A 19,444-nucleotide genomic window follows, 5' to 3' on the forward strand; every position below is an offset into this window, starting at 1 on the left:
ATAACTTTTATAAGTGGCTATAATATAAATGTTAATGTAGTCGCCGTCTACTTTAACACTTTAACCATAACATCGTTGACAACTGTATATGGATCGTTTTTACGATTATGTACATCATCAACTTGGCTATTAAATTCATCGCTATTAACAATTTTTTCTGCTACATAGCGACCAATTTGCTCATTAATCATTGCAACGATTTCGTTTCTAGTTCGCTCAGCTCGACGTTCTATTAGCTCACCAGAGTCTTCTAAAAATTCAAAATGCTCATCTAATGATTCACAAAGTTCATCAACGCCGATATCTTTACTTGCAATAGTTCGCTTAATTGGTGGACGCCATTTTACATCGCGTTCATCTAAATCAAGCATCATCTCAATTTCTACGTTCAAGCGGTCACAGCCATCTCTATCAGCTTTATTAATTGCAAATACATCGCCTATTTCAAGAATACCTGCTTTAATCGCTTGAATGTCATCACCAAGACCAGGAACCAATACAACCAAAGTGGTATCTGCATTCTTGACAATGTCCACTTCTGATTGTCCAACGCCAACAGTTTCTATAATAATTAGGTCCATTCCAAATGCATCCATAAGTTTTACAACATCAGATGTTTTTTTGGATAAACCACCTAAACTACCACGAGTCCCCATACTACGAATAAACACATTTTCATTAAGTGTTAAATCATTCATACGTATGCGATCCCCTAGAATAGCCCCTCCAGAAAATGGGCTAGTTGGATCCACAGCGACAATACCTATACGCTTGCCTTGTGCTAAATATTGTTTAACGACTTTGTCTGTCAAAGTGGACTTTCCTGCACCAGGAGCACCTGTAATTCCTAAAATACGTGCATTACCAGTCTTAGGATAAATAGCTTGCATGATTTCTACTGCGTTATCATACTCGCTTTCCACAGCTGTAATTGCTCGAGCTAGGGCCAATCTAGAACCACTTAATAGTTCTTTCACCAGATCCATGGTAACACCACCTTACTGTTATTTAGGTAAAGGCCCAAGGAAATCTGTCACTTGAGCCTTTATTCTACTAATTATTTTACATTTTCGTTAATAAATTTAACGATGTCACCAGTTGGTGTGCCTGGTGTAAAGATTGCTGCTACCCCAGCTTTTTTTAATCCTGGTATATCACTATCAGGAATAACGCCACCACCAATTACTAAAACATCATCCATGCCTTTTTCTTTTAACATTTCAACAATTTTAGGGAACAATGTGTTGTGTGCTCCAGAAAGAAGACTTAATGCTACTACATTAACATCTTCAGATAAAGCGGCTTCAACAATTTGTTCTGGTGTTTGACGAAGACCTGTATAAATTACTTCAAAACCAGCATCGCGAAGTGCGCGTGCTACTACTTTTGCACCACGGTCATGACCATCAAGACCTGGTTTTGCTACTATTACTCTGATACGTTTTTCTGCCATGATAAATTACCTCCAAACTAAGCTTTTAAATTATAATGTGGAATGAGCTTGGTATTCACCGAATACACCACGCAATACATTACAAATTTCACCCAATGTAGCGTAAGTACGAACTGCATCAAGGATTAACGGCATCAAGTTAACATTTTCATCTTCAGCGCCGACTTTTAACGCTGCCAATGCTTTGTCAACTGCCGCCTGATCACGACGAGCGCGAACTTCTTGAGTTTTCTTAGCTTGTTTTACGCCAACAGATGCATCAATTTTCAACAAACCTTCAACTGGTGGTTCTTCAACTTGGAATTTGTTGACACCAACAATTGTGCGTAATCCAGATTCAACTTCCATTTGCCATTTATAGGCGGATTCTTGAATTTCTTTTTGGATATAGCCTTTTTCAATTGCTACAACAGCGCCACCCATTTCATCGATTTTCTTAATATAATCCATAGCTTCATCATAGATAGCATTAGTCATAGCTTCTACATAGTAGGAACCACCTAATGGGTCAACTACATCAGCCAAACCAGATTCATAAGCAACAATTTGTTGTGTTCTAAGTGCAACTTGTACAGATGCTTCAGTTGGCAAAGCCAAAGCTTCATCACGGGAGTTAGTATGTAAGGACTGTGTTCCACCCATAACAGCTGCAGCAGTTTGAAGTGCTACACGAACAATATTATTATCAACTTGTTGTGCAGTTAACATAGAACCAGCTGTTTGAGTATGTACACGTAACATCATGGATTTTGGTTTTTTAGCACCAAAACGTTCTTTCATGATAGTTGCCCATAAACGACGAGATGCACGGAATTTTGCAACTTCTTCAAGTACATTATTATGTGCATTCCAGAAGAAGGATAAACGACCTGCAAACGCATCTACGTCTAAGCCAGCTTTTAATGCAGCTTCTACATACGCAATACCATCAGCAATGGTAAATGCAATTTCTTGTGCTGCTGTAGAACCAGCTTCACGAATATGGTAACCAGAAATTGAAATTGTATTCCATTTTGGTACATACTGAGAACAATATTCGAAGATGTTAGTAATTAAACGCATGGAAGGTTTTGGTGGGAAAATATAGGTACCACGAGCTGCATATTCTTTCAAAATATCATTTTGAATAGTACCACGTAACTCTGTGGAAGGAACACCTTGTTTTTCACCAACAGCAATGTACATTGCCAATAATACAGATGCAGGTGCATTAATTGTCATAGATGTAGAAACTTTACCAAGATCAATACCATCAAACAATATTTCCATATCTGCTAAAGAGTCAATAGCTACACCAACTTTACCAACTTCGCCTTCTGCCATAGCATCATCAGAGTCATAACCGATTTGTGTAGGCAAGTCAAACGCACAAGATAATCCTGTTGCACCTGATTCAATCAAATAGCGATAACGTTTGTTGGATTCTTCTGCAGTAGAGAACCCTGCATACATACGCATTGTCCATAAACGGCCACGATACATAGTAGGTTGAACACCACGAGTATAAGGAAATTCACCTGGTACGTTCAAGTCTCTTTCGTAATCGAAACCTTCAATATCTAAAGGAGTATATAGTTTATTGTGTTTTAAATTCTTTCTTTCAGGTGTTTTTTCATACGATTTTGCACATGCTGCTTCATATGCTTCCAAGCGGGCTTTTAAATTTTCATTAGCCATAATTCTCATCATCCTCCTAAAGTAAAACTACTTTTTAATTTTCATTGTTCCAGTTTCAGTGAAACGTTTATGCCAAGAAAGAGCTTCATCTAGCAACATAGGTGTGTGGGCGTGTTTAGTTGCAACGATAGCTCGTTCTAGGTAATCTTCTAACATTGGCTTGTAATCAGGATGTGCACAATTTTTAATAATTGTACGTGCACGTTCAATTGGACTCATGCCACGAACGTCTGCAATCCCTTGTTCTGTACAAAATACTAATACATCATGTTCAGTATGATCAATATGAGAACACATTGGAACAATTGAACTAATGTCACCATTTTTAGCGACAGAATTAGTACAGAAAATAGAGATATATGCATTTCTTGCGAAATCTCCAGATCCGCCAATACCATTCATCATTTTACTACCCATGATATGTGTGGAGTTTACATTACCAGTAATATCAAATTCAATAGCCGTATTCATGGCAATAACGCCTAACCGTCTTGCAAGGCCAGGATTGTTAGAAATTTCTTGTGGGCGTAAAATGATTTTTTTACGATATTCATCGATATTTGCATAAAAACGTTTTAATCCATCTGGAGATGGACTCAATGCAGTACCGGAACAAACATTAACCTTTCCTGCATCAATAAGATCAAACATACCGTCTTGAATTACTTCAGTATAAATGGAAAGATCTTTAAATGGTCCTTGTGCTAAACCACTAATAACAGCATTAGCAACTGAACCTACACCAGATTGTAATGGAAGAAGATTTTCTGGTAAGCGACCTTGTTTAATTTCATTCTTGAAGAACTCAATTAAATGGCCACTCATTTTTTTCGCATCATCATCAATTGGTGCCAATGGGCGAGTTGTATCTGGAATATCACAAGGTACAATCGCTACAATCTTACTAGGATCACAAGGAATTGCATCTGTACCAATGCGATCTCCAGCAGTTACCAATGGGATTGGTTGACGATGAGGTGGATCAAGTGGTTCATAAATGTCGTGCATACCAACTAAAGTAAGTGGTTGGCTTACATTAACTTCTACGATTACCTTTTTAGCTTGACTCACAAATGTAGGTGAGTTACCTACTGAAGTCGTAGGAACAATGCTTCCATCTTCATTAATGCAGGCTGCTTCAACAATAGCTACATCACAGTCGCCATAAAATCCATAACGAATTTGTTGGGCTACATGACTTAAATGCATATCACTATAACGAACTTGTTCGTTATTCAATGCATTGCGCATATCCTTATTCGTTTGATATGGAAAACGACGATGAATGCCATTTACACGTGCTAATGCACCATCAGCTTCATCACCAACAGAAGCACCAGTCCATAAATCAATTTGAAATGGATCTGATTCCATACGTTTTGCCAATGCTAAAGGAACTGCTTTTGCATATCCAGATGGGGTAAAGCCAGAAATGCCTACTTTATCACCTGGATTAATCAGCTTAGCTGCTTCTTCAGCAGTGACAATTTTTCCTTGAAGAGAACTCCCCTTCACACGGTCTAGGATGTTAATCATCACTATCATCTCCTTTAGTTATGAATAGTTTGAACAACCGTCAATCCTTATTCTTTGTTCATCCCTACCAGTATATAATTTGAGAATTCCTCTTAGTTATAGCTGTTTGATTATCAATAATAGATTTTCATTACAGCTATAATCTTTCTCAATGAATATTACTAGCATTTCGAATTGAATTCTGATGAATTAATTCTTTGAACGATTACATCTTATGCTTTTCAAAAAGTATTGTCAACCAATATGCATAATATGTATTTAACTAGAAATAGAAATAGACCATTATGCTTTTTTTGCATAATGGTCATGACTAATATATAACTATTTGTTAATTTGATATAACTGTTGGTTATTTTTCAATATACCATTCTCTAGTATCTTAGCATTTATATGGAGATTTATTATCATTTTTGTTTTTATACTCTATCACACAGGCACAAAGTCCTAATGTTTGCCAAAATACAATAGAAATCTGATGACTATACAATTCATAATCAGATAACCCACTGATTAGAACACCAACTATTATAGCTCCTAGCATCCATTTAACACTATCATATATAATACTATAACTATCACTCCTAATGCATTCGCTTCTATAAGATGAAGTATGGTATTTCTCTTTTTTTCGGTACATCGACCAAAGATGCGTGCCTAGGATTAACATAAAGAATACCATCCCCAGTATACCTGCTTCCGCAGATATATTAAGAATCATATTATGTGCATGATACATTAGAACTTCAGAATCCTGTATAAAATAATTGTACGATGGATATTCTAGCTGGAATGTATTCCATCCCACTCCCCAAAGAGGATGGTCTGCAATCATATATGTTGTACTATCCCACAAGGCCCAACGCAGTGCAACAGATGTATCATTACCTGAAAATAATGACCATAAACGGCTCCCTACTTCACCATGATAAAAATACAACACAATAGGTATAAGCAATAATGTCCATAATAGTTTGCGATTCACTATTATTCCCCAAAAAAGTATAATACAAGCAAAACTAATCCAAATACCTCGAGAGTAAGTTAGTATCATAGAAATCAGAAGAACAACACCTAGTATTCCTATATAGATGAGCTTTTTCCATTTTTTAAGTTGGATAAATTTTAATACGAAACTACCAATAGCACTTAAAATTATTAATAAATAGGCGCCATATAGATTAGGATTCATTAATGTTGAATACATTCTTCTCATTAAATTTGGAAATTTATCAGCATCAACCCATGTATGCATCTGAATTTCTGTAATAAAAATATATTGATATATACCTATTAAAGCAACAATCAAAGAACTGACTAACATCGCATATATATAATATTTCCACTGTGTAGGTGTTTTTAAGTAGAAACGCATCAAGAAGTACACAATTGCACATTCACCAATCTGATACAAACAACTAGCTACAGAAAATAACCTATTAGAAGATAAAAGAGATGATAAGAAAGTCCAACATACAAAAAGTAGTACAGATAGAAATAAACTATCAAAATGAATATCATATATTTTATGAAATCTAAAGTGATTATACAAAGCCATGCAAGTTGTAATAAAAATAGCTACATCACCTAATATAGGATGCAATGGAACAGCAATAGCTATAATATAAAGCATATTACGAATATATACGTCAAAACGTGATGTAAAAGATCCCTGTTGTATCATATTCATCATAAAATACTCCTCAGCCAATAGCTTTCTGTCTAAGCCATCGCCGTACTTCCCCTAAAATATACAAAGATCCACATATAGCAACAATATCACCTGTATTAGTTTCTCTTATCGCTTCTTCTAGTGCACTAGATACTGAACTAATAGGGGTGGCATTATCACCAATTCGATTGGCTAAATCTTTTGGGTTTTCACTGCGTTCTAATTGTGATTGTGCTGCAACAGTAAATACACGGTCGCCCTCTTTAACTACTTGACTAATAATTTGCGGGATTTCTTTGTCTTTCATAATTGCCATAATTAATGTTTTAGGTTTATTTTGAAACAATTCTTTATATGTCATTTCAAATGCTTCTGAGCCTGCTGCATTATGTGCACCATCTAAAATAAATGTTCTACCATCTACTGAAAGTATTTCAAATCTACCAGGCCATTCAGTTCTTGCAAAACCTTCACGCATTGTTTCCTCACTAATTTTGCGCTCTTTAGTCATAAGCAAGCGCACTGCCATCAACGCACATGACAAATTCACTGCTTGATGAATACCGCATAATTTAGTAAACAACATTGCTGGATTGCCGCCTTCATCAGAAATAGTAACCATTTGCCCCTTAGTGTCTCCCACAGTAATCGCGCTGCGACTATCAATGGTAAATGCCTTATTATATACATACAAAGGTGCATGTTTCTCTTGAGCAGTCTTTTCAATGATATCTAATGCTGGTGATTGTGCCGCTGTTACAACTGGCACTCCAGCTTTAATAATGCCAGCCTTATGCTTAGCAATTTCTTCTACAGTTGTTCCACAATATGCAGTATGATCAATCGTCACATTAGTAATGACAGACACTTCTGGGAGTACTACATTAGTTGAATCTAATAATCCACCAAGACCTACTTCGATAACAGCATATTCTACTGTTTGCATTTTAAAATATAAAAATGCTGTGGCTGTCAATAATTCAAATTGTGTAGGATATTCCATGCCTTTCTTCGTTAGCGTATCCACCACATCACGTACATTATCCAATGCATCAGCAAATGCCTCTTCGCTAATCATAGTATCATTAATCATAATACGTTCTGTATAGGACTCTAAATGAGGGGATGTAAATCTACCAACTTTTAGACCACTCATAAACAAAGCATAAGAAATGTAGGCAGCTGTAGATCCCTTTCCATTAGTTCCTGTGACATGAATAATTTTATATGCTCTTTCTGGATTGTCTAATGCATCTAATATAGATTGAATACGTGTTAAACCTGGCTTTATACCAAAGGTTGACGTACTTTCTAAATAGGATATCGCTTCTTCATATGTCATAATCATCTACCTCTATAAAGTTTCTAGAAATGCTTCACGTTCTAACAAAGCTTGTTCTTTTTGCTTGTATTCATCTAGTTTCAAGCGTTCTCCTTCAATAACAGTTTTTGGTGCCTTAGATAAAAAGCCTTCATTATTAAGTTTTTTCTCTAACCTCATAATTTCTTTTTTCACAGATTCTTTATCTTTCACAATGCGAGATTTTTCTTTATCTGCATCAATTAAATCTTTTAACAATAAATATGCTTCTAATCCATTCACAACTGTTACAGTCGCATTTTCAGGTTTTACTGCATCTTTATCTAATATAGTGACTTTTTCTGCCCATGCTAATGTAATAAAATAATCATCATGCTCTGTAATGGTTTTACGCAAGCTTTCATCAGTAATAGCTATAATTACTTCACTTCGTTTTCCCATTGGTACATTCATTTCAGCACGCATATTTCGTATGCCTTTGATAGCATCCATAACTATTTCCATCGTTTTGGCTGCCTCTATATTTTCATTAAAATGTAGTGCCGTAGGCCATTTTGCAATAACAATACTTTCACCTTCATGTGGCAAATGTTGCCAAATATGTTCTGTTACAAATGGCATAAATGGATGCAATAGTTCCAACATATGACGTAAAATAGTTACAAGCAAATATTGAACTGTTTGACGATCTCTACCTCCTTGTTTGTTATATAAACGTGGTTTAGCTAACTCGATATACCAATCACAATACGTATTCCATATAAAGTCATATACTGTGCTAGCCGCCTCACCTAACTCGAACTTATCCAAATTAGATGTAATATTAGTAACAGCTTCATTATACTTTTCAATTATCCACTTATCAGCTAATGTTAAATCTTCATCATTAGGAGTAAACTGTTCATCAAAGTCATCTAGATTCATCAAAACAAACTTAGAAGCGTTCCATATTTTATTTGCAAAATTTCTATTTGCTTCCACACGTTCCATATAAAATCTCATGTCATTTCCTGGTGTATTTCCAGTAACGAGTGTGAAACGTAATGCATCTGCACCATATTCAGAAATAACATCAAGTGGATTAATCCCATTACCCAAGGATTTACTCATTTTACGGCCTTGACTATCGCGTACTAACCCATGAATAAATACATGTTTAAATGGAATATCTTTTTTAAATTCCAATCCTTGAAAAATCATGCGTGCGACCCAGAAGAAAATTATGTCATATCCGGTAACAAGCACGCTTGTTGGATACCATTGTTTTAATTCAGCAGTTTCTTCAGGCCATCCCATAGTAGCAAATGGCCATAAAGCAGAACTAAACCATGTATCTAATACATCTGGATCTTGGTGAATATGAATACTACCACATTTTGGACAAACATCAATATCATCTCTAGAAACAATAGTTTCACCACAGTCATCACAATACCATGCAGGAATACGATGTCCCCACCATAATTGGCGCGAAATACACCAATCTCGAATCGATTCTAGCCAATTTGTGTATGTTTTAGTAAATCGTTCTGGAACAAACTCAATATGTTTGTCTGTCACAACCTTAAGAGCTGGTTCGGCTAATGATTTCATGGCCACAAACCATTGTTTTGTTGTTAATGGTTCTACCGTTGTATGACAGCGAGAGCAATGTCCGACACTATGATTATGATCTTCAATAGTGGCTAATAGTCCCATATTAGTTAATTCGTCCACAACTGCTATACGGGCTTTCTCACGAGATAAGCCACTAAATTGACCTGCCTTATCATTCATAGAACCATCTAAATTCATAACAATGATTGATTCTAAAGAATGACGTTGTCCCATTTCAAAATCGTTAGGATCATGAGCTGGTGTGATTTTTACACACCCTGTACCAAATGAAGAATCTACATAATCATCTGCAATAACAGGTATTTCACGATTAACAAATGGCAATAATAATTTTTTACCAATCAAATCTTTATATCTATCATCTTCTGGATTAACTGCGACAGCCACATCACCGAACATAGTTTCTGGTCGTGTTGTAGCTACTGTTACAAAGCGATTGCTTTCTCCAATAACTGGATATTTTATATACCATAGATGCCCTGATTCATCTTCATGTTCTACCTCTACATCAGATAGTGCAGTATGACAACGAGGGCACCAATTCGTAATACGTTCGCCTTGATAAATTAACCCTTTTTCATAAAGTTGACAAAATACTTCACGAACAGCTTTTGAACAATGCTCATCCATTGTAAATCTCTCACGACTCCAGTCACAAGATGCACCTAATGATCGTATCTGTTTAACAATAGTATCTCCATATTCTTCTTTCCACTGCCATACACGTTCAATAAATTTTTCTCGGCCTAAATCATAACGTGTTTTTCCTTCTTCTTTTGCTAGCATTTCTTCAACTTTAATTTGCGTCGCAATACCAGCATGATCTGTACCTGGCATCCATAAAACATTATAGCCTTGCATACGTTTAAATCGAATTAAAATATCTTGCAATGTATTATCTAACGCATGCCCCATATGCAACATGCCTGTAACATTAGGAGGTGGCAAAACAATACTAAATGGTTTTTTTTCTGTATCTACTTCCTCATGAAAATATCCTTTTCTTTCCCATTCTTCATATAGTTTGCTTTCAATTTCTTCAGGGTTATAGGTTGTTAAATTTTGATACATGGTTATACTACTCCTATCATCACTACATATATAATTACGAGTACACCTTTTACGATGCTAGTTAAAATCATTCACAGACAATCATTGCTCTTTTGTGGCTATCATGGTTAGCACTAATCTATCATACTATTTTTATAAAAAAAGCCCTCTCGCCCATTAGGACGAAAGAGCTCTACTTCCGCGATACCACCTATATTATTATAAATAACACCATAAACAATAGTAGATATGTTAACACATACTAATCCTCGTCATACAATATCAATACTATTCAGCGTATAGTTATAATCACTTTATACTCTATAACGGAGAGTTCCGAAAATAATTACGCATTATCATCAGTACACATCTATACATATTTCATAGGTATAAATGACAATACAATAACTTCACTATTTTAACTCCAAGGCTACCCTAATCATTCTATTTATCACATTTCAGCACATTGTGACTCTCTGTAAAATATTCTGATTATTTTTCCTTATCAAAGTCTTTACTATCTGCATATTAACCATATTAATAATAACAAAGAAATAAATTTATTGTCAATAAATCTCTATTTTTTCATTATTTTACCTACAATGAATACACTAACCTCATATAACAAAATCATAGGAATTGCAATCATGGTTTGAGAAAACATATCCGGTGTTGGTGATATAACTGCACCAATAATAAAAGCCATAAGAATAAATAGTTTTCGTTTACTTTTTAAGAAACGAGAACTAACTAAGCCTAAATGTGCTAGTAGCATGACAATTAAGGGAAGCTCAAAGATGACACCAAAGGGCAATATAAAAGCAATAACAAAATCAATATATTGTCCAATAGAAAAAAGAGGTAACAACTCATCAGTAGAAAATCCAATAAAAAATTTAACTGCCGCTGGCAATACTAAAAAATAAGAAAATACAATTCCTAAACAAAATAAAATAAGTGCAATTGGAATATATAAATTAGTAATTTTCTTTTCGCCCTTTGTCAGTGCTGGGACGATAAACGCCCAAATTTCATACAGTAAAACAGGCATCGCAATAAATATACCTCCAACCAATGAAACCTTTAAATATGTAAAAAAAGCTTCAGTAGGTTTCATATAATACAACTTGCCTGCAGGTGCTGTTAAAATAGCGATCAAAGTATCCACATAGTAATATGATATGGCCGCACCAATAATAATAGCAATGACCATAACAATTAAACGTCGTCGTAATTCGGTTAAATGTCCTACTAATGACATATCTCCAGCTTCATTCATAATTTTTTCTTCAATATCAGTATATATTGGCTCTGATGAAGAATTAGTAGTTTTATTTTTCAACTGTTCTTCTTTAATGGTTGCTAATCTTTTTTTATAGTCTAATACGCTATTAATGGAAGGCTTTTTTGGGGGATACTCAAATTGGTGTATATCAAATGATTTCATCATTACACCTTTCTTGTAGCTAAGGCATCAACAGCTTGATACAAAAAAGTTTTACCAGAAAAATCAGGCAATTCCTTTAATGCATGAACAGCCATATTGGTATACTGTTTTTCTACAACTAACGTATTATCAATTCCTCCATGATTAATGACGTATTGGATTAAATCACGTTCATTTCCATCGTGAATATTACAGATAGTTTTATGTAAAAAATCATAAGTATCCTCATTAACAATACTTAATAATGGATACGTTAACAATCCTTCTCGTAAATCTTTCCCCACTGGTTTTCCTGTGGTAGCTTCTGTTTCTCTATAATCCATAATATCATCAGTAATTTGAAACGCCATTCCTAATGCATGACCATATTTCTTCAATACTGCTGTATGCTTAGCACTCCACTTGCCAAGGATGGCCCCCAATTCCATACAGCCCTCTATAAAATCAGCCGTCTTCTTTTGAGTTTTTGCCATATATCTATCAATACCTTGATCTAGACGATACACATCCTCCATTTGCATAAACTCACCTTCCACCAAGCAAGTTATAATGTGTGCAAATATCTTTAAGTATTCCATATTAGACATACGAGATACAATTTCAAATGCTTTAGCAAACAAATAATCTCCACTTAAAATAGCAACCTTATTTCCTTTTTTGCAATGAATTGTAGTTTCTCCACGACGTATGTCTGCTTGGTCTAGCACATCATCATGAATTAATGTGGCCAAATGCAACATTTCAACAGCTGCGGCAATCTGAATTCGTTCTGTTTCATCAGACTGTCCTGCACAAGCAATTAGCAAACACAATTGTGCTCGTAATCGTTTGCCTCCTGCACTAGATAATGGCGCAATTAATCGATTAAAGTCTTCAGAGCCAGTTGTCAATTCCTTTTCTAAAAATGATTCAACACGAATCAAATCAAACGCAACCGACTCTAGCAATTCCTCTTGTTGTGATTCACTCATTCTTTATCTCCTAAAAGTACTGTATTAATTCGTTGTTGCAATAGTTCGCGCCCACTATGTTTCAATGAACTATATAGAATCGGTGGATTTGTTGTTGGAAAACATTCCTTAATAATTGATATATTTTTTGAACGTTCTTTGTTGTTAAGTTTATCTGACTTAGTAACTACAATTTGTAACGGAACATTCATATCTTGTAACCACTGAAATGCCTCTTGATCAATCGGCAAATTAGGATGTCTTCCATCGATTAACAAACATAATAACATTAATCGTTCAGAATGTAGTATGTAATCCGCTATAAAAGAGCTCCACATATTTCGATTCGTCTTATCAGTTTTTGCATATCCATAGCCAGGTAAATCTACTAAAAACCAATGATATCTACGCTCTTCCTCTTCAGAAATAATTTCTTTGGACTCTACGTCAAAAAAATTAATAGTTCTCGTCTTACCTGGCGATCCACTAACAAGAGCTAATCCTCGATGATTACACAAAGAATTAATCAATGAAGACTTACCTACATTCGACCTTCCTAAAAAGGCGATTTCTATAGTATCACCTTCAGGATATTGGTTTTCTCTTACCGCAGATGCAATATACTTAGCAGCAATAATCCTTGGCCCGTTTTCATATGTTTTCCTTACATAATTAGTTTTTTTTTGCCATATTTTAGTGTTCTTTTTTCTTTTCATCACTTTAACAATGCCTTTGCCAATACATCTTCCATTGTTTTAACAGGGGTAATCGTCAAACCATTCTTTACAGAATCTGGTAGTTCATCTATATCTTTTGTATTATTATAAGGAATTAAAACTTCTTTTACGCCATATGCCAATGCAGCCAATAGTTTTTCTTTTAATCCACCAATAGGTAATACACGTCCACGTAATGTGATTTCACCAGTCATCGCAATATCAGATCGTACTTTTCTTCCTGTCAAAGCTGATATCATCGCTAATGTCATCGTAATACCTGCTGAAGGTCCATCTTTAGGTGTAGCCCCTTCTGGTAAATGAACGTGAATATCTGTAGTTTTATAAAAATTTTCTTTAATTCCCAAATTTTTAGCATTATGACGAATATAACTCATAGCAGCTTGACCTGATTCTTGCATAACTTTTCCCAAGCTACCTGTCAAACTTAACTTACCATTACCAGCCATAGTAGAGGCTTCACAAGGTAGTACAACACCACCTACTGATGTCCAGGCTAGCCCGCATACTAATCCTACTTGTGCTTCCTTTTCACGTTTTTCTTCTAAATAAATAGGTGCTCCTAAATATGTGTGTAAGTTTTTAACTGTTACTTTTGGTGTAACTGACTCATCGGCTTCAACCAATTTGTAGGCTATTTTGCGACATACTTTTGCGATTGCTTTTTCTAATCGCCGTACACCAGCTTCACGAATATAGTCACTAATAATTTTCTTCAATACTGCATCCGAAATTTTAACTTTATACGATTCTAATCCATTTGCTTTAATTTGTTTTGGTACTAAATACCGCTTAGCAATTTGCAACTTTTCTTCATCTGTATAACTGGATAATTGGATTACTTCCATGCGGTCCATTAAAGGTTGTGGAATATTGGTTCCAACATTAGCCGTAGTAATCCAAAATACATCAGAAAAATCAAAAGGAATTTCAATAAAATGATCACTAAATGTTTTATTTTGCTCTGGATCTAACACTTCTAATAAAGCAGATGAAGGATCTCCCTTATAATCAGATGCTAATTTATCAATCTCATCAAGTAAAAACACTGGATTTTTAGTACCAGCGTGTTTAATTCCTTGAATCATGCGCCCTGGTAAAGCGCCGATATATGTGCGTCGATGTCCACGAATTTCAGCTTCATCTCTAACGCCGCCTAATGAGGCTCTAACAAATTTGCGATTTAAAGCTTCCGCAATAGAGGCTGCTAATGATGTTTTGCCGACACCTGGTGGACCTACTAAGCAGAGAATAGATCCGCCTTGTCCACCATTTAATTTACGGACCGCTAAAAATTCTAGAATTCGTTTTTTAATACGCTCCAATCCAAAATGATTTTCATTTAATATCTGTTCTGCTTTTTTAATATCTAACGAATCTTTCGAGTAATTTTTCCACGGTAATGAAAGAACCCAGTCAAGATAATTTTTTAAAATATTAGCTTCCGGCATCATAGATGGCATACGACTGTAACGAGAGATTTCTTTATCAATTCGATCATGAATATCTGTATCTAAATTTAATTTATTTAATTCTTGTCGTAACTCTTCTGCTTCTGCGTCAGGATCCCCTTTGTCACCTAACTCATCATGAATAACACGAATTTTTTCACGTAGGAAATATTCTTTTTGTGCTTTTTCCATTTGTTGACGCACACGATTATTAATAGAATTTTCTAAATCATTAATTTGCAATTCTATATTTAAAATACCAACGACTTTATTTAACCGACTGCTTACAGATAGTTCATCTAATAATTCTTGATGTTGTTTCTTACCTATTGGCAATAAAAAAGAAACTTGATCTGCCAAATTAGATGGATCTGTTAAATTCAAAATATTAGTAGCCACATCCTCTGCAATCGTTTTAGAGTCATCGGCCCAGAGAGCAAATTTTGATTGCACCAATCGTCGATATGCTTCCAATTCAATATCATCGCCCATAAGAGAATCAACTTGATGGTATGCAACCTCATAATAGGGGTCCATGGAAGTAATATTATCAACATGAATACGTGAAAGACCTTCTACGAGAATACGAAGTACTCCACCTGGTAATCTAAGCATTTGTTTGATTTTTACTATAACACCCATAGATGCTAAATCAGATAATACAGGATTCTCAATCGAATCATCTTTTTGTGATGTTACCGCTAATATGCGATCATTCGCCATAGCTTGTTCTACGGCTCTTATTGATTTATCTCTTCCAATATCAAGATGGATCACTAAACTTGGATACACTACCAAACCTCTTAGTGGAACTAATGGTATCACAGTATCAATAGAATTCATAAACCCTCCTTTTCCTACCTATTAATAAAAGAAACCCATTCCAATAATCGAAATGAGTTTCTTTACCTATTCTTTCAAGTTATATACTTGGTCCGACTCATTTTTTGAGTATTGGTTCACTTAGACCTTTTACAGAATCTCTAGTAATGATACACTCCTTAATAGTGTTATCAGATGGAGCTTCATACATAACATGTTTCATTACTTTTTCAATAATTGCACGTAAACCACGGGCACCTGTATTACGTTTTAATGCTTCGTCCGCAATTTCTTCTAATGCCTCTCGTTCGAAGGTAAGTTTAACACCATCTAACGATAACATTTTTTCATATTGCTTAGTCAAGGCATTCTTTGGTTCTGTTAAAATACTTATCAAAGCATCTCTATCCAATGAATCAAGCGTTACCATAACAGGCAAACGACCAATAAACTCTGGTATTAAGCCAAATTTCTGTAAATCTTCTGGCACAACTTGTTTCAAAATTTCAGAAATATTTTTTTCTTCTTTCTTTTTCACATCAGCACCAAAGCCTAATGTTTTAACGGCTGTCCGTTTCGATATTACTTTATCCATACCATCAAACGCACCACCACAAATGAATAAAATATTAGTTGTGTCAATCTGTATTAATTCCTGATTAGGATGCTTTCGTCCACCTTGTGGTGGTACAGATGCTACAGAGCCTTCTAAAATCTTTAATAATGCTTGTTGCACACCCTCACCAGAAACATCACGCGTAATCGATGGATTTTCAGATTTACGAGCAATTTTATCAATTTCATCGATATAAATAATGCCACGCTCTGCCCGATCAATATCATAATCTGCTGCTTGTATTAGTTTTAACAAGATATTTTCTACATCTTCACCTACATAGCCAGCTTCTGTTAAACTCGTTGCATCGGCAATAGCAAAGGGAACTTCTAACATCTTAGCAATCGTTTGTGCTAATAATGTTTTACCACTCCCAGTGGGGCCAATAAATAAAACATTCGATTTTTGTAGTTCTACATCATCTACCATATTATCAGTTTGCAACCGTTTATAGTGATTATAAATAGCCACTGACAAAGAAATTTTTGCCTCATCTTGACCAATTACATATTGATCAAGATATTCTTTTATATCTTTTGGTTTAGGTAACTTTTTTAGATCCAATTCGTTATGTTCTTGTTCTTCTAATTCCACATCAACGATATGTTGGCATACTTCTATACATTCATCACAAATAAATACGTTCGGTCCTGTTACTAATTTGCGAACTTCCTCGCTAGTACGTCCACAAAAACTGCAACGTCTAACTTCTTTCTCGTCTTTTTTCAAGAGCTCCTCCGTTATTCTTTAGCTACACCAGGACGCGTTAGTACATTATCAACCAATCCATAAGAAACAGCCGTTGCCGCATCCATAAAATTATCTCGTTCTGTATCATGTTTAATAACATCCATTGGCTGTCCTGTGTGTAATACTAATATCCCATTCAACTCTTCTTTCATGCGAAGAATTTCACGAGTATGAATTTCAATATCTGTCGCCTGACCTTGAACACCACCTAATGGTTGATGAATCATGATACGGGCATGGGGAAGTGCATAACGTTTTCCTTTAGCACCAGCCGTTAACAAAATGGCTGCCATGCTAGCTGCGGAACCAACACAAATAGTAGATACGTCAGGCTTAATATACTGCATCGTATCATAAATAGCCATTCCAGCTGTAACTACACCGCCAGGGCTATTAATATACAAATGTATATCTTTATCAGGATCTTCTGCTTCTAAAAACAACAATTGAGCAATAATACTGTTTGCCATTGTATCATTAACTTCACCACTTAAAAAGATGATTCTATCCTTTAATAGACGGGAATAAATATCATAGGACCGTTCTCCACGTCCACTTTGTTCTACTACAATAGGCACATACATAACTACACCTCAATCAATATCTATCAGATTATTATTTAGTCGCACCTTCAGCATTATCTACAATAAACCGTGCTGCTTTTTTGCGCGCTACTGAACCAACTAACATAGATACACGGCCTTCTTTAGTAATAATGTCCCACACTTCTTTTGGATCTGCGCCGAAATTCTGTGCCATAGTAAAAATTTCACGATTCATATCATCAGGAGTCACTTCAATATTTTCAGTTTTCGCAACTGCATCTAATACTAAATCTGTACGAACATTTTTTGCTGCAGTGTCAGCATATTCTTTTCTTAATTCATCAACGGTCTTGTTAGAGAATTTCAAATAATCATCGAGTTTTAATCCTCGACCTTCCATGTTCATGGCTAATTCTTGAATCATTTGATCGATTCGTTGTTCTATCATAACTTCTGGAATTTCCACAGTTGCATTTTCAACAGCTTGTTTAATTAATTCAGCATTATATGCGTCAATAGCACGGTGTTCTGCATCTTCTTCCATTTTTTTACGAAGATCCGCTTTTAAATCAGCTATAGTTTCATACGAGGAAGCTTCTTTAGCAAATTCATCATTTAATTCTGGTAACTCTTTACGTTTAATATCATGTACATGACATTCAAATTGAGCTTCTTTGCCAGCTAATTCTTTAACAAAATATTCTTCTGGGAAAGTCACTTTAACAGTTACATCATCACCAGCTTTAGCTCCAATCAATTGTTCTTCAAAGCCAGGGATGAAGTTGCCAGATCCAATTTGTAATGGATATGATTTTCCTTCACCACCATCAAATGGTTTGCCATCAACAGTACCAGCAAAATCAATGACTGCAAAGTCACCTTGTTCAAGTGTTGCACCCGCTTCTGCCACTACCATTTTAGCCTGTTGTTCTGCAATATTTTTCAACTGTTCTTGAATTTGTTCGTCCGTAACAGTAGCATCTTGTTTAGTCGCTTTTAATGCTTTATAATCACCTAATGTTACTTCTGGTTGTTTTGTCAAAGTAGCTTTAAAAACTAAATCTTTACCTTCTTCAAATGTGATTCTTTCAATTTCTGGATCTGTAACAGGAATGATATCATTTTCTTTAAGAGCCTGGTTATAACTTGTTCCCGCTAATAATTCAAATGCTTCTTCCATGATAGCTTCTTTACCGAAGTTCATTTCCAAAATACGGCGAGGTGCTTTACCTTTACGGAAACCAGGAATATTAGCTTGAGATGCAATACGTTGACATGCTTGTTTAATACCTTTTGCCACTTCTGTAGCAGGCACTTCAATTGTTATTTCTACCTTATGTTGGTCAACAGAATTTACAGTTGCTTTCATTTAAAATATGTCCTCCTTGAAGGGCGTAGTGCCCAAATCTCTCTAGTATATTATGCATTACTCATCATATCATAAAAGGAATATGATTGCAAATTTTCAAACCTATAATCATAACCACCCGTAGAACGGGTGGTTTGCTCTGACCCTATAAGGGTCTTTCTCTAGTGGTAGCCCTCTAAAGAGGGCATTGAATGATCTGACAACCACTCTATTACCACTGGCTGCCCCCTACTCGGGGGCTTTTCTTTTGCCTATTTTACTGGCTCACCCGTAAACGGGTCGGTATACTCTTTAAAGTTTAATGTATCTTGTGCTATATCTTCTTGTAGTTGATTGCGAATATACTCTTTTATTGCTCCTTCATATCGTCCTACCGTATCCACATAATATCCTCTACACCAGAAATGTCTATTTCCATACTTATATTTTAAATT

15 protein-coding genes are annotated in these 19,444 nt (G+C 35.3%); all 15 read right to left on the minus strand.

Annotation, left to right across the window (positions count from 1 at the left end; translation table 11 throughout):
• Window positions 1-47: 47 nt before the first annotated feature.
• Window positions 48-986 carry a methylmalonyl Co-A mutase-associated GTPase MeaB gene (gene meaB, locus K357_RS0101560; RefSeq protein WP_028257146.1) on the minus strand — a complete coding sequence of 313 codons (939 nt, stop codon included), beginning with the start codon at window positions 984-986 and terminating at the stop codon, window positions 48-50.
• Window positions 987-1,057: 71 nt separating this feature from the next.
• A complete protein-coding gene (locus K357_RS0101565) occupies window positions 1,058-1,453 on the minus strand; it encodes a cobalamin B12-binding domain-containing protein (protein WP_028257147.1) in 396 nt (131 codons plus the stop codon).
• A 30-nt stretch (window positions 1,454-1,483) separates the two neighbouring features.
• A complete protein-coding gene (locus tag K357_RS0101570) occupies window positions 1,484-3,130 on the minus strand; it encodes an acyl-CoA mutase large subunit family protein (RefSeq protein ID WP_028257148.1) in 1,647 nt (548 codons plus the stop codon).
• Window positions 3,131-3,157: 27 nt separating this feature from the next.
• Window positions 3,158-4,666: a succinyl-CoA:acetate CoA-transferase ScpC gene (locus tag K357_RS0101575; protein ID WP_028257149.1), complete on the minus strand. Its 1,509-nt coding sequence runs from the start codon at window positions 4,664-4,666 to the stop codon at window positions 3,158-3,160.
• Window positions 4,667-5,045: 379 nt separating this feature from the next.
• Window positions 5,046-6,356: an O-antigen ligase family protein gene (locus tag K357_RS0101580; RefSeq protein WP_028257150.1), complete on the minus strand. Its 1,311-nt coding sequence runs from the start codon at window positions 6,354-6,356 to the stop codon at window positions 5,046-5,048.
• A 10-nt stretch (window positions 6,357-6,366) separates the two neighbouring features.
• A complete protein-coding gene (locus tag K357_RS0101585; protein ID WP_028257151.1) occupies window positions 6,367-7,677 on the minus strand; it encodes a bifunctional folylpolyglutamate synthase/dihydrofolate synthase in 1,311 nt (436 codons plus the stop codon).
• Between the two features lie 12 nt (window positions 7,678-7,689).
• Window positions 7,690-10,350, minus strand: a complete 2,661-nt coding sequence (locus tag K357_RS0101590) for a valine--tRNA ligase (protein ID WP_156004855.1) — start codon at window positions 10,348-10,350, stop codon at window positions 7,690-7,692.
• Window positions 10,351-10,900: 550 nt separating this feature from the next.
• The gene (tatC, locus tag K357_RS0101595; RefSeq protein ID WP_028257153.1) at window positions 10,901-11,770 is read right to left on the minus strand and encodes a twin-arginine translocase subunit TatC; all 870 of its coding nucleotides are present in this window, start codon (window positions 11,768-11,770) and stop codon (window positions 10,901-10,903) included.
• A gap of 2 nt (window positions 11,771-11,772) precedes the next feature.
• The gene (locus K357_RS0101600) at window positions 11,773-12,741 is read right to left on the minus strand and encodes a polyprenyl synthetase family protein (protein WP_028257154.1); all 969 of its coding nucleotides are present in this window, start codon (window positions 12,739-12,741) and stop codon (window positions 11,773-11,775) included.
• Window positions 12,738-13,439 (minus strand): ribosome biogenesis GTP-binding protein YihA/YsxC, encoded by a 702-nt coding sequence (gene yihA / locus K357_RS0101605; RefSeq protein WP_028257155.1) that lies wholly within the window; start codon window positions 13,437-13,439, stop codon window positions 12,738-12,740. The genes K357_RS0101600 and yihA overlap by 4 nt, the downstream gene beginning before the upstream one ends.
• Window positions 13,436-15,751, minus strand: coding sequence for an endopeptidase La (lon, locus tag K357_RS0101610; RefSeq protein ID WP_028257156.1), 2,316 nt, complete (start codon window positions 15,749-15,751; stop codon window positions 13,436-13,438). Before lon ends, yihA begins: the two co-directional genes overlap by 4 nt.
• A gap of 97 nt (window positions 15,752-15,848) precedes the next feature.
• Window positions 15,849-17,075, minus strand: a complete 1,227-nt coding sequence (clpX, locus tag K357_RS0101615) for an ATP-dependent Clp protease ATP-binding subunit ClpX (protein ID WP_028257157.1) — start codon at window positions 17,073-17,075, stop codon at window positions 15,849-15,851.
• Between the two features lie 11 nt (window positions 17,076-17,086).
• On the minus strand, window positions 17,087-17,680 hold the full coding sequence (clpP, locus tag K357_RS0101620) for an ATP-dependent Clp endopeptidase proteolytic subunit ClpP (protein WP_028257158.1): 594 nt from the start codon (window positions 17,678-17,680) through the stop codon (window positions 17,087-17,089).
• Between the two features lie 31 nt (window positions 17,681-17,711).
• Window positions 17,712-19,010 (minus strand): trigger factor, encoded by a 1,299-nt coding sequence (gene tig / locus K357_RS0101625; protein ID WP_028257159.1) that lies wholly within the window; start codon window positions 19,008-19,010, stop codon window positions 17,712-17,714.
• A 251-nt stretch (window positions 19,011-19,261) separates the two neighbouring features.
• On the minus strand, window positions 19,262-19,444 hold a 183-nt coding region (locus tag K357_RS0101630), incomplete at its 5' end, for an IS200/IS605 family transposase (RefSeq protein ID WP_028257160.1).

This window comes from Veillonella montpellierensis DSM 17217 (assembly GCF_000426745.1).
GTDB classification, from domain to species: domain Bacteria; phylum Bacillota; class Negativicutes; order Veillonellales; family Veillonellaceae; genus Veillonella; species Veillonella montpellierensis.

Excerpts from the sequence above, each read along its gene's own strand:
- meaB (WP_028257146.1), bottom strand. The coding sequence starts at position 986 with ATGGATCTGGTGAAAGAACTATTAAGTGGTTCTAGATTGGCCCTAGCT.
- K357_RS0101565 (WP_028257147.1), bottom strand. The coding sequence starts at position 1,453 with ATGGCAGAAAAACGTATCAGAGTAATAGTAGCAAAACCAGGTCTTGAT.
- K357_RS0101570 (WP_028257148.1), bottom strand. The coding sequence starts at position 3,130 with ATGGCTAATGAAAATTTAAAAGCCCGCTTGGAAGCATATGAAGCAGCA.
- K357_RS0101575 (WP_028257149.1), bottom strand. The coding sequence starts at position 4,666 with ATGATTAACATCCTAGACCGTGTGAAGGGGAGTTCTCTTCAAGGAAAA.
- K357_RS0101580 (WP_028257150.1), bottom strand. The coding sequence starts at position 6,356 with ATGATGAATATGATACAACAGGGATCTTTTACATCACGTTTTGACGTA.
- K357_RS0101585 (WP_028257151.1), bottom strand. The coding sequence starts at position 7,677 with ATGACATATGAAGAAGCGATATCCTATTTAGAAAGTACGTCAACCTTT.
- tatC (WP_028257153.1), bottom strand. The coding sequence starts at position 11,770 with ATGAAATCATTTGATATACACCAATTTGAGTATCCCCCAAAAAAGCCT.
- K357_RS0101600 (WP_028257154.1), bottom strand. The coding sequence starts at position 12,741 with ATGAGTGAATCACAACAAGAGGAATTGCTAGAGTCGGTTGCGTTTGAT.
- lon (WP_028257156.1), bottom strand. The coding sequence starts at position 15,751 with ATGAATTCTATTGATACTGTGATACCATTAGTTCCACTAAGAGGTTTG.
- clpP (WP_028257158.1), bottom strand. The coding sequence starts at position 17,680 with ATGTATGTGCCTATTGTAGTAGAACAAAGTGGACGTGGAGAACGGTCC.
- tig (WP_028257159.1), bottom strand. The coding sequence starts at position 19,010 with ATGAAAGCAACTGTAAATTCTGTTGACCAACATAAGGTAGAAATAACA.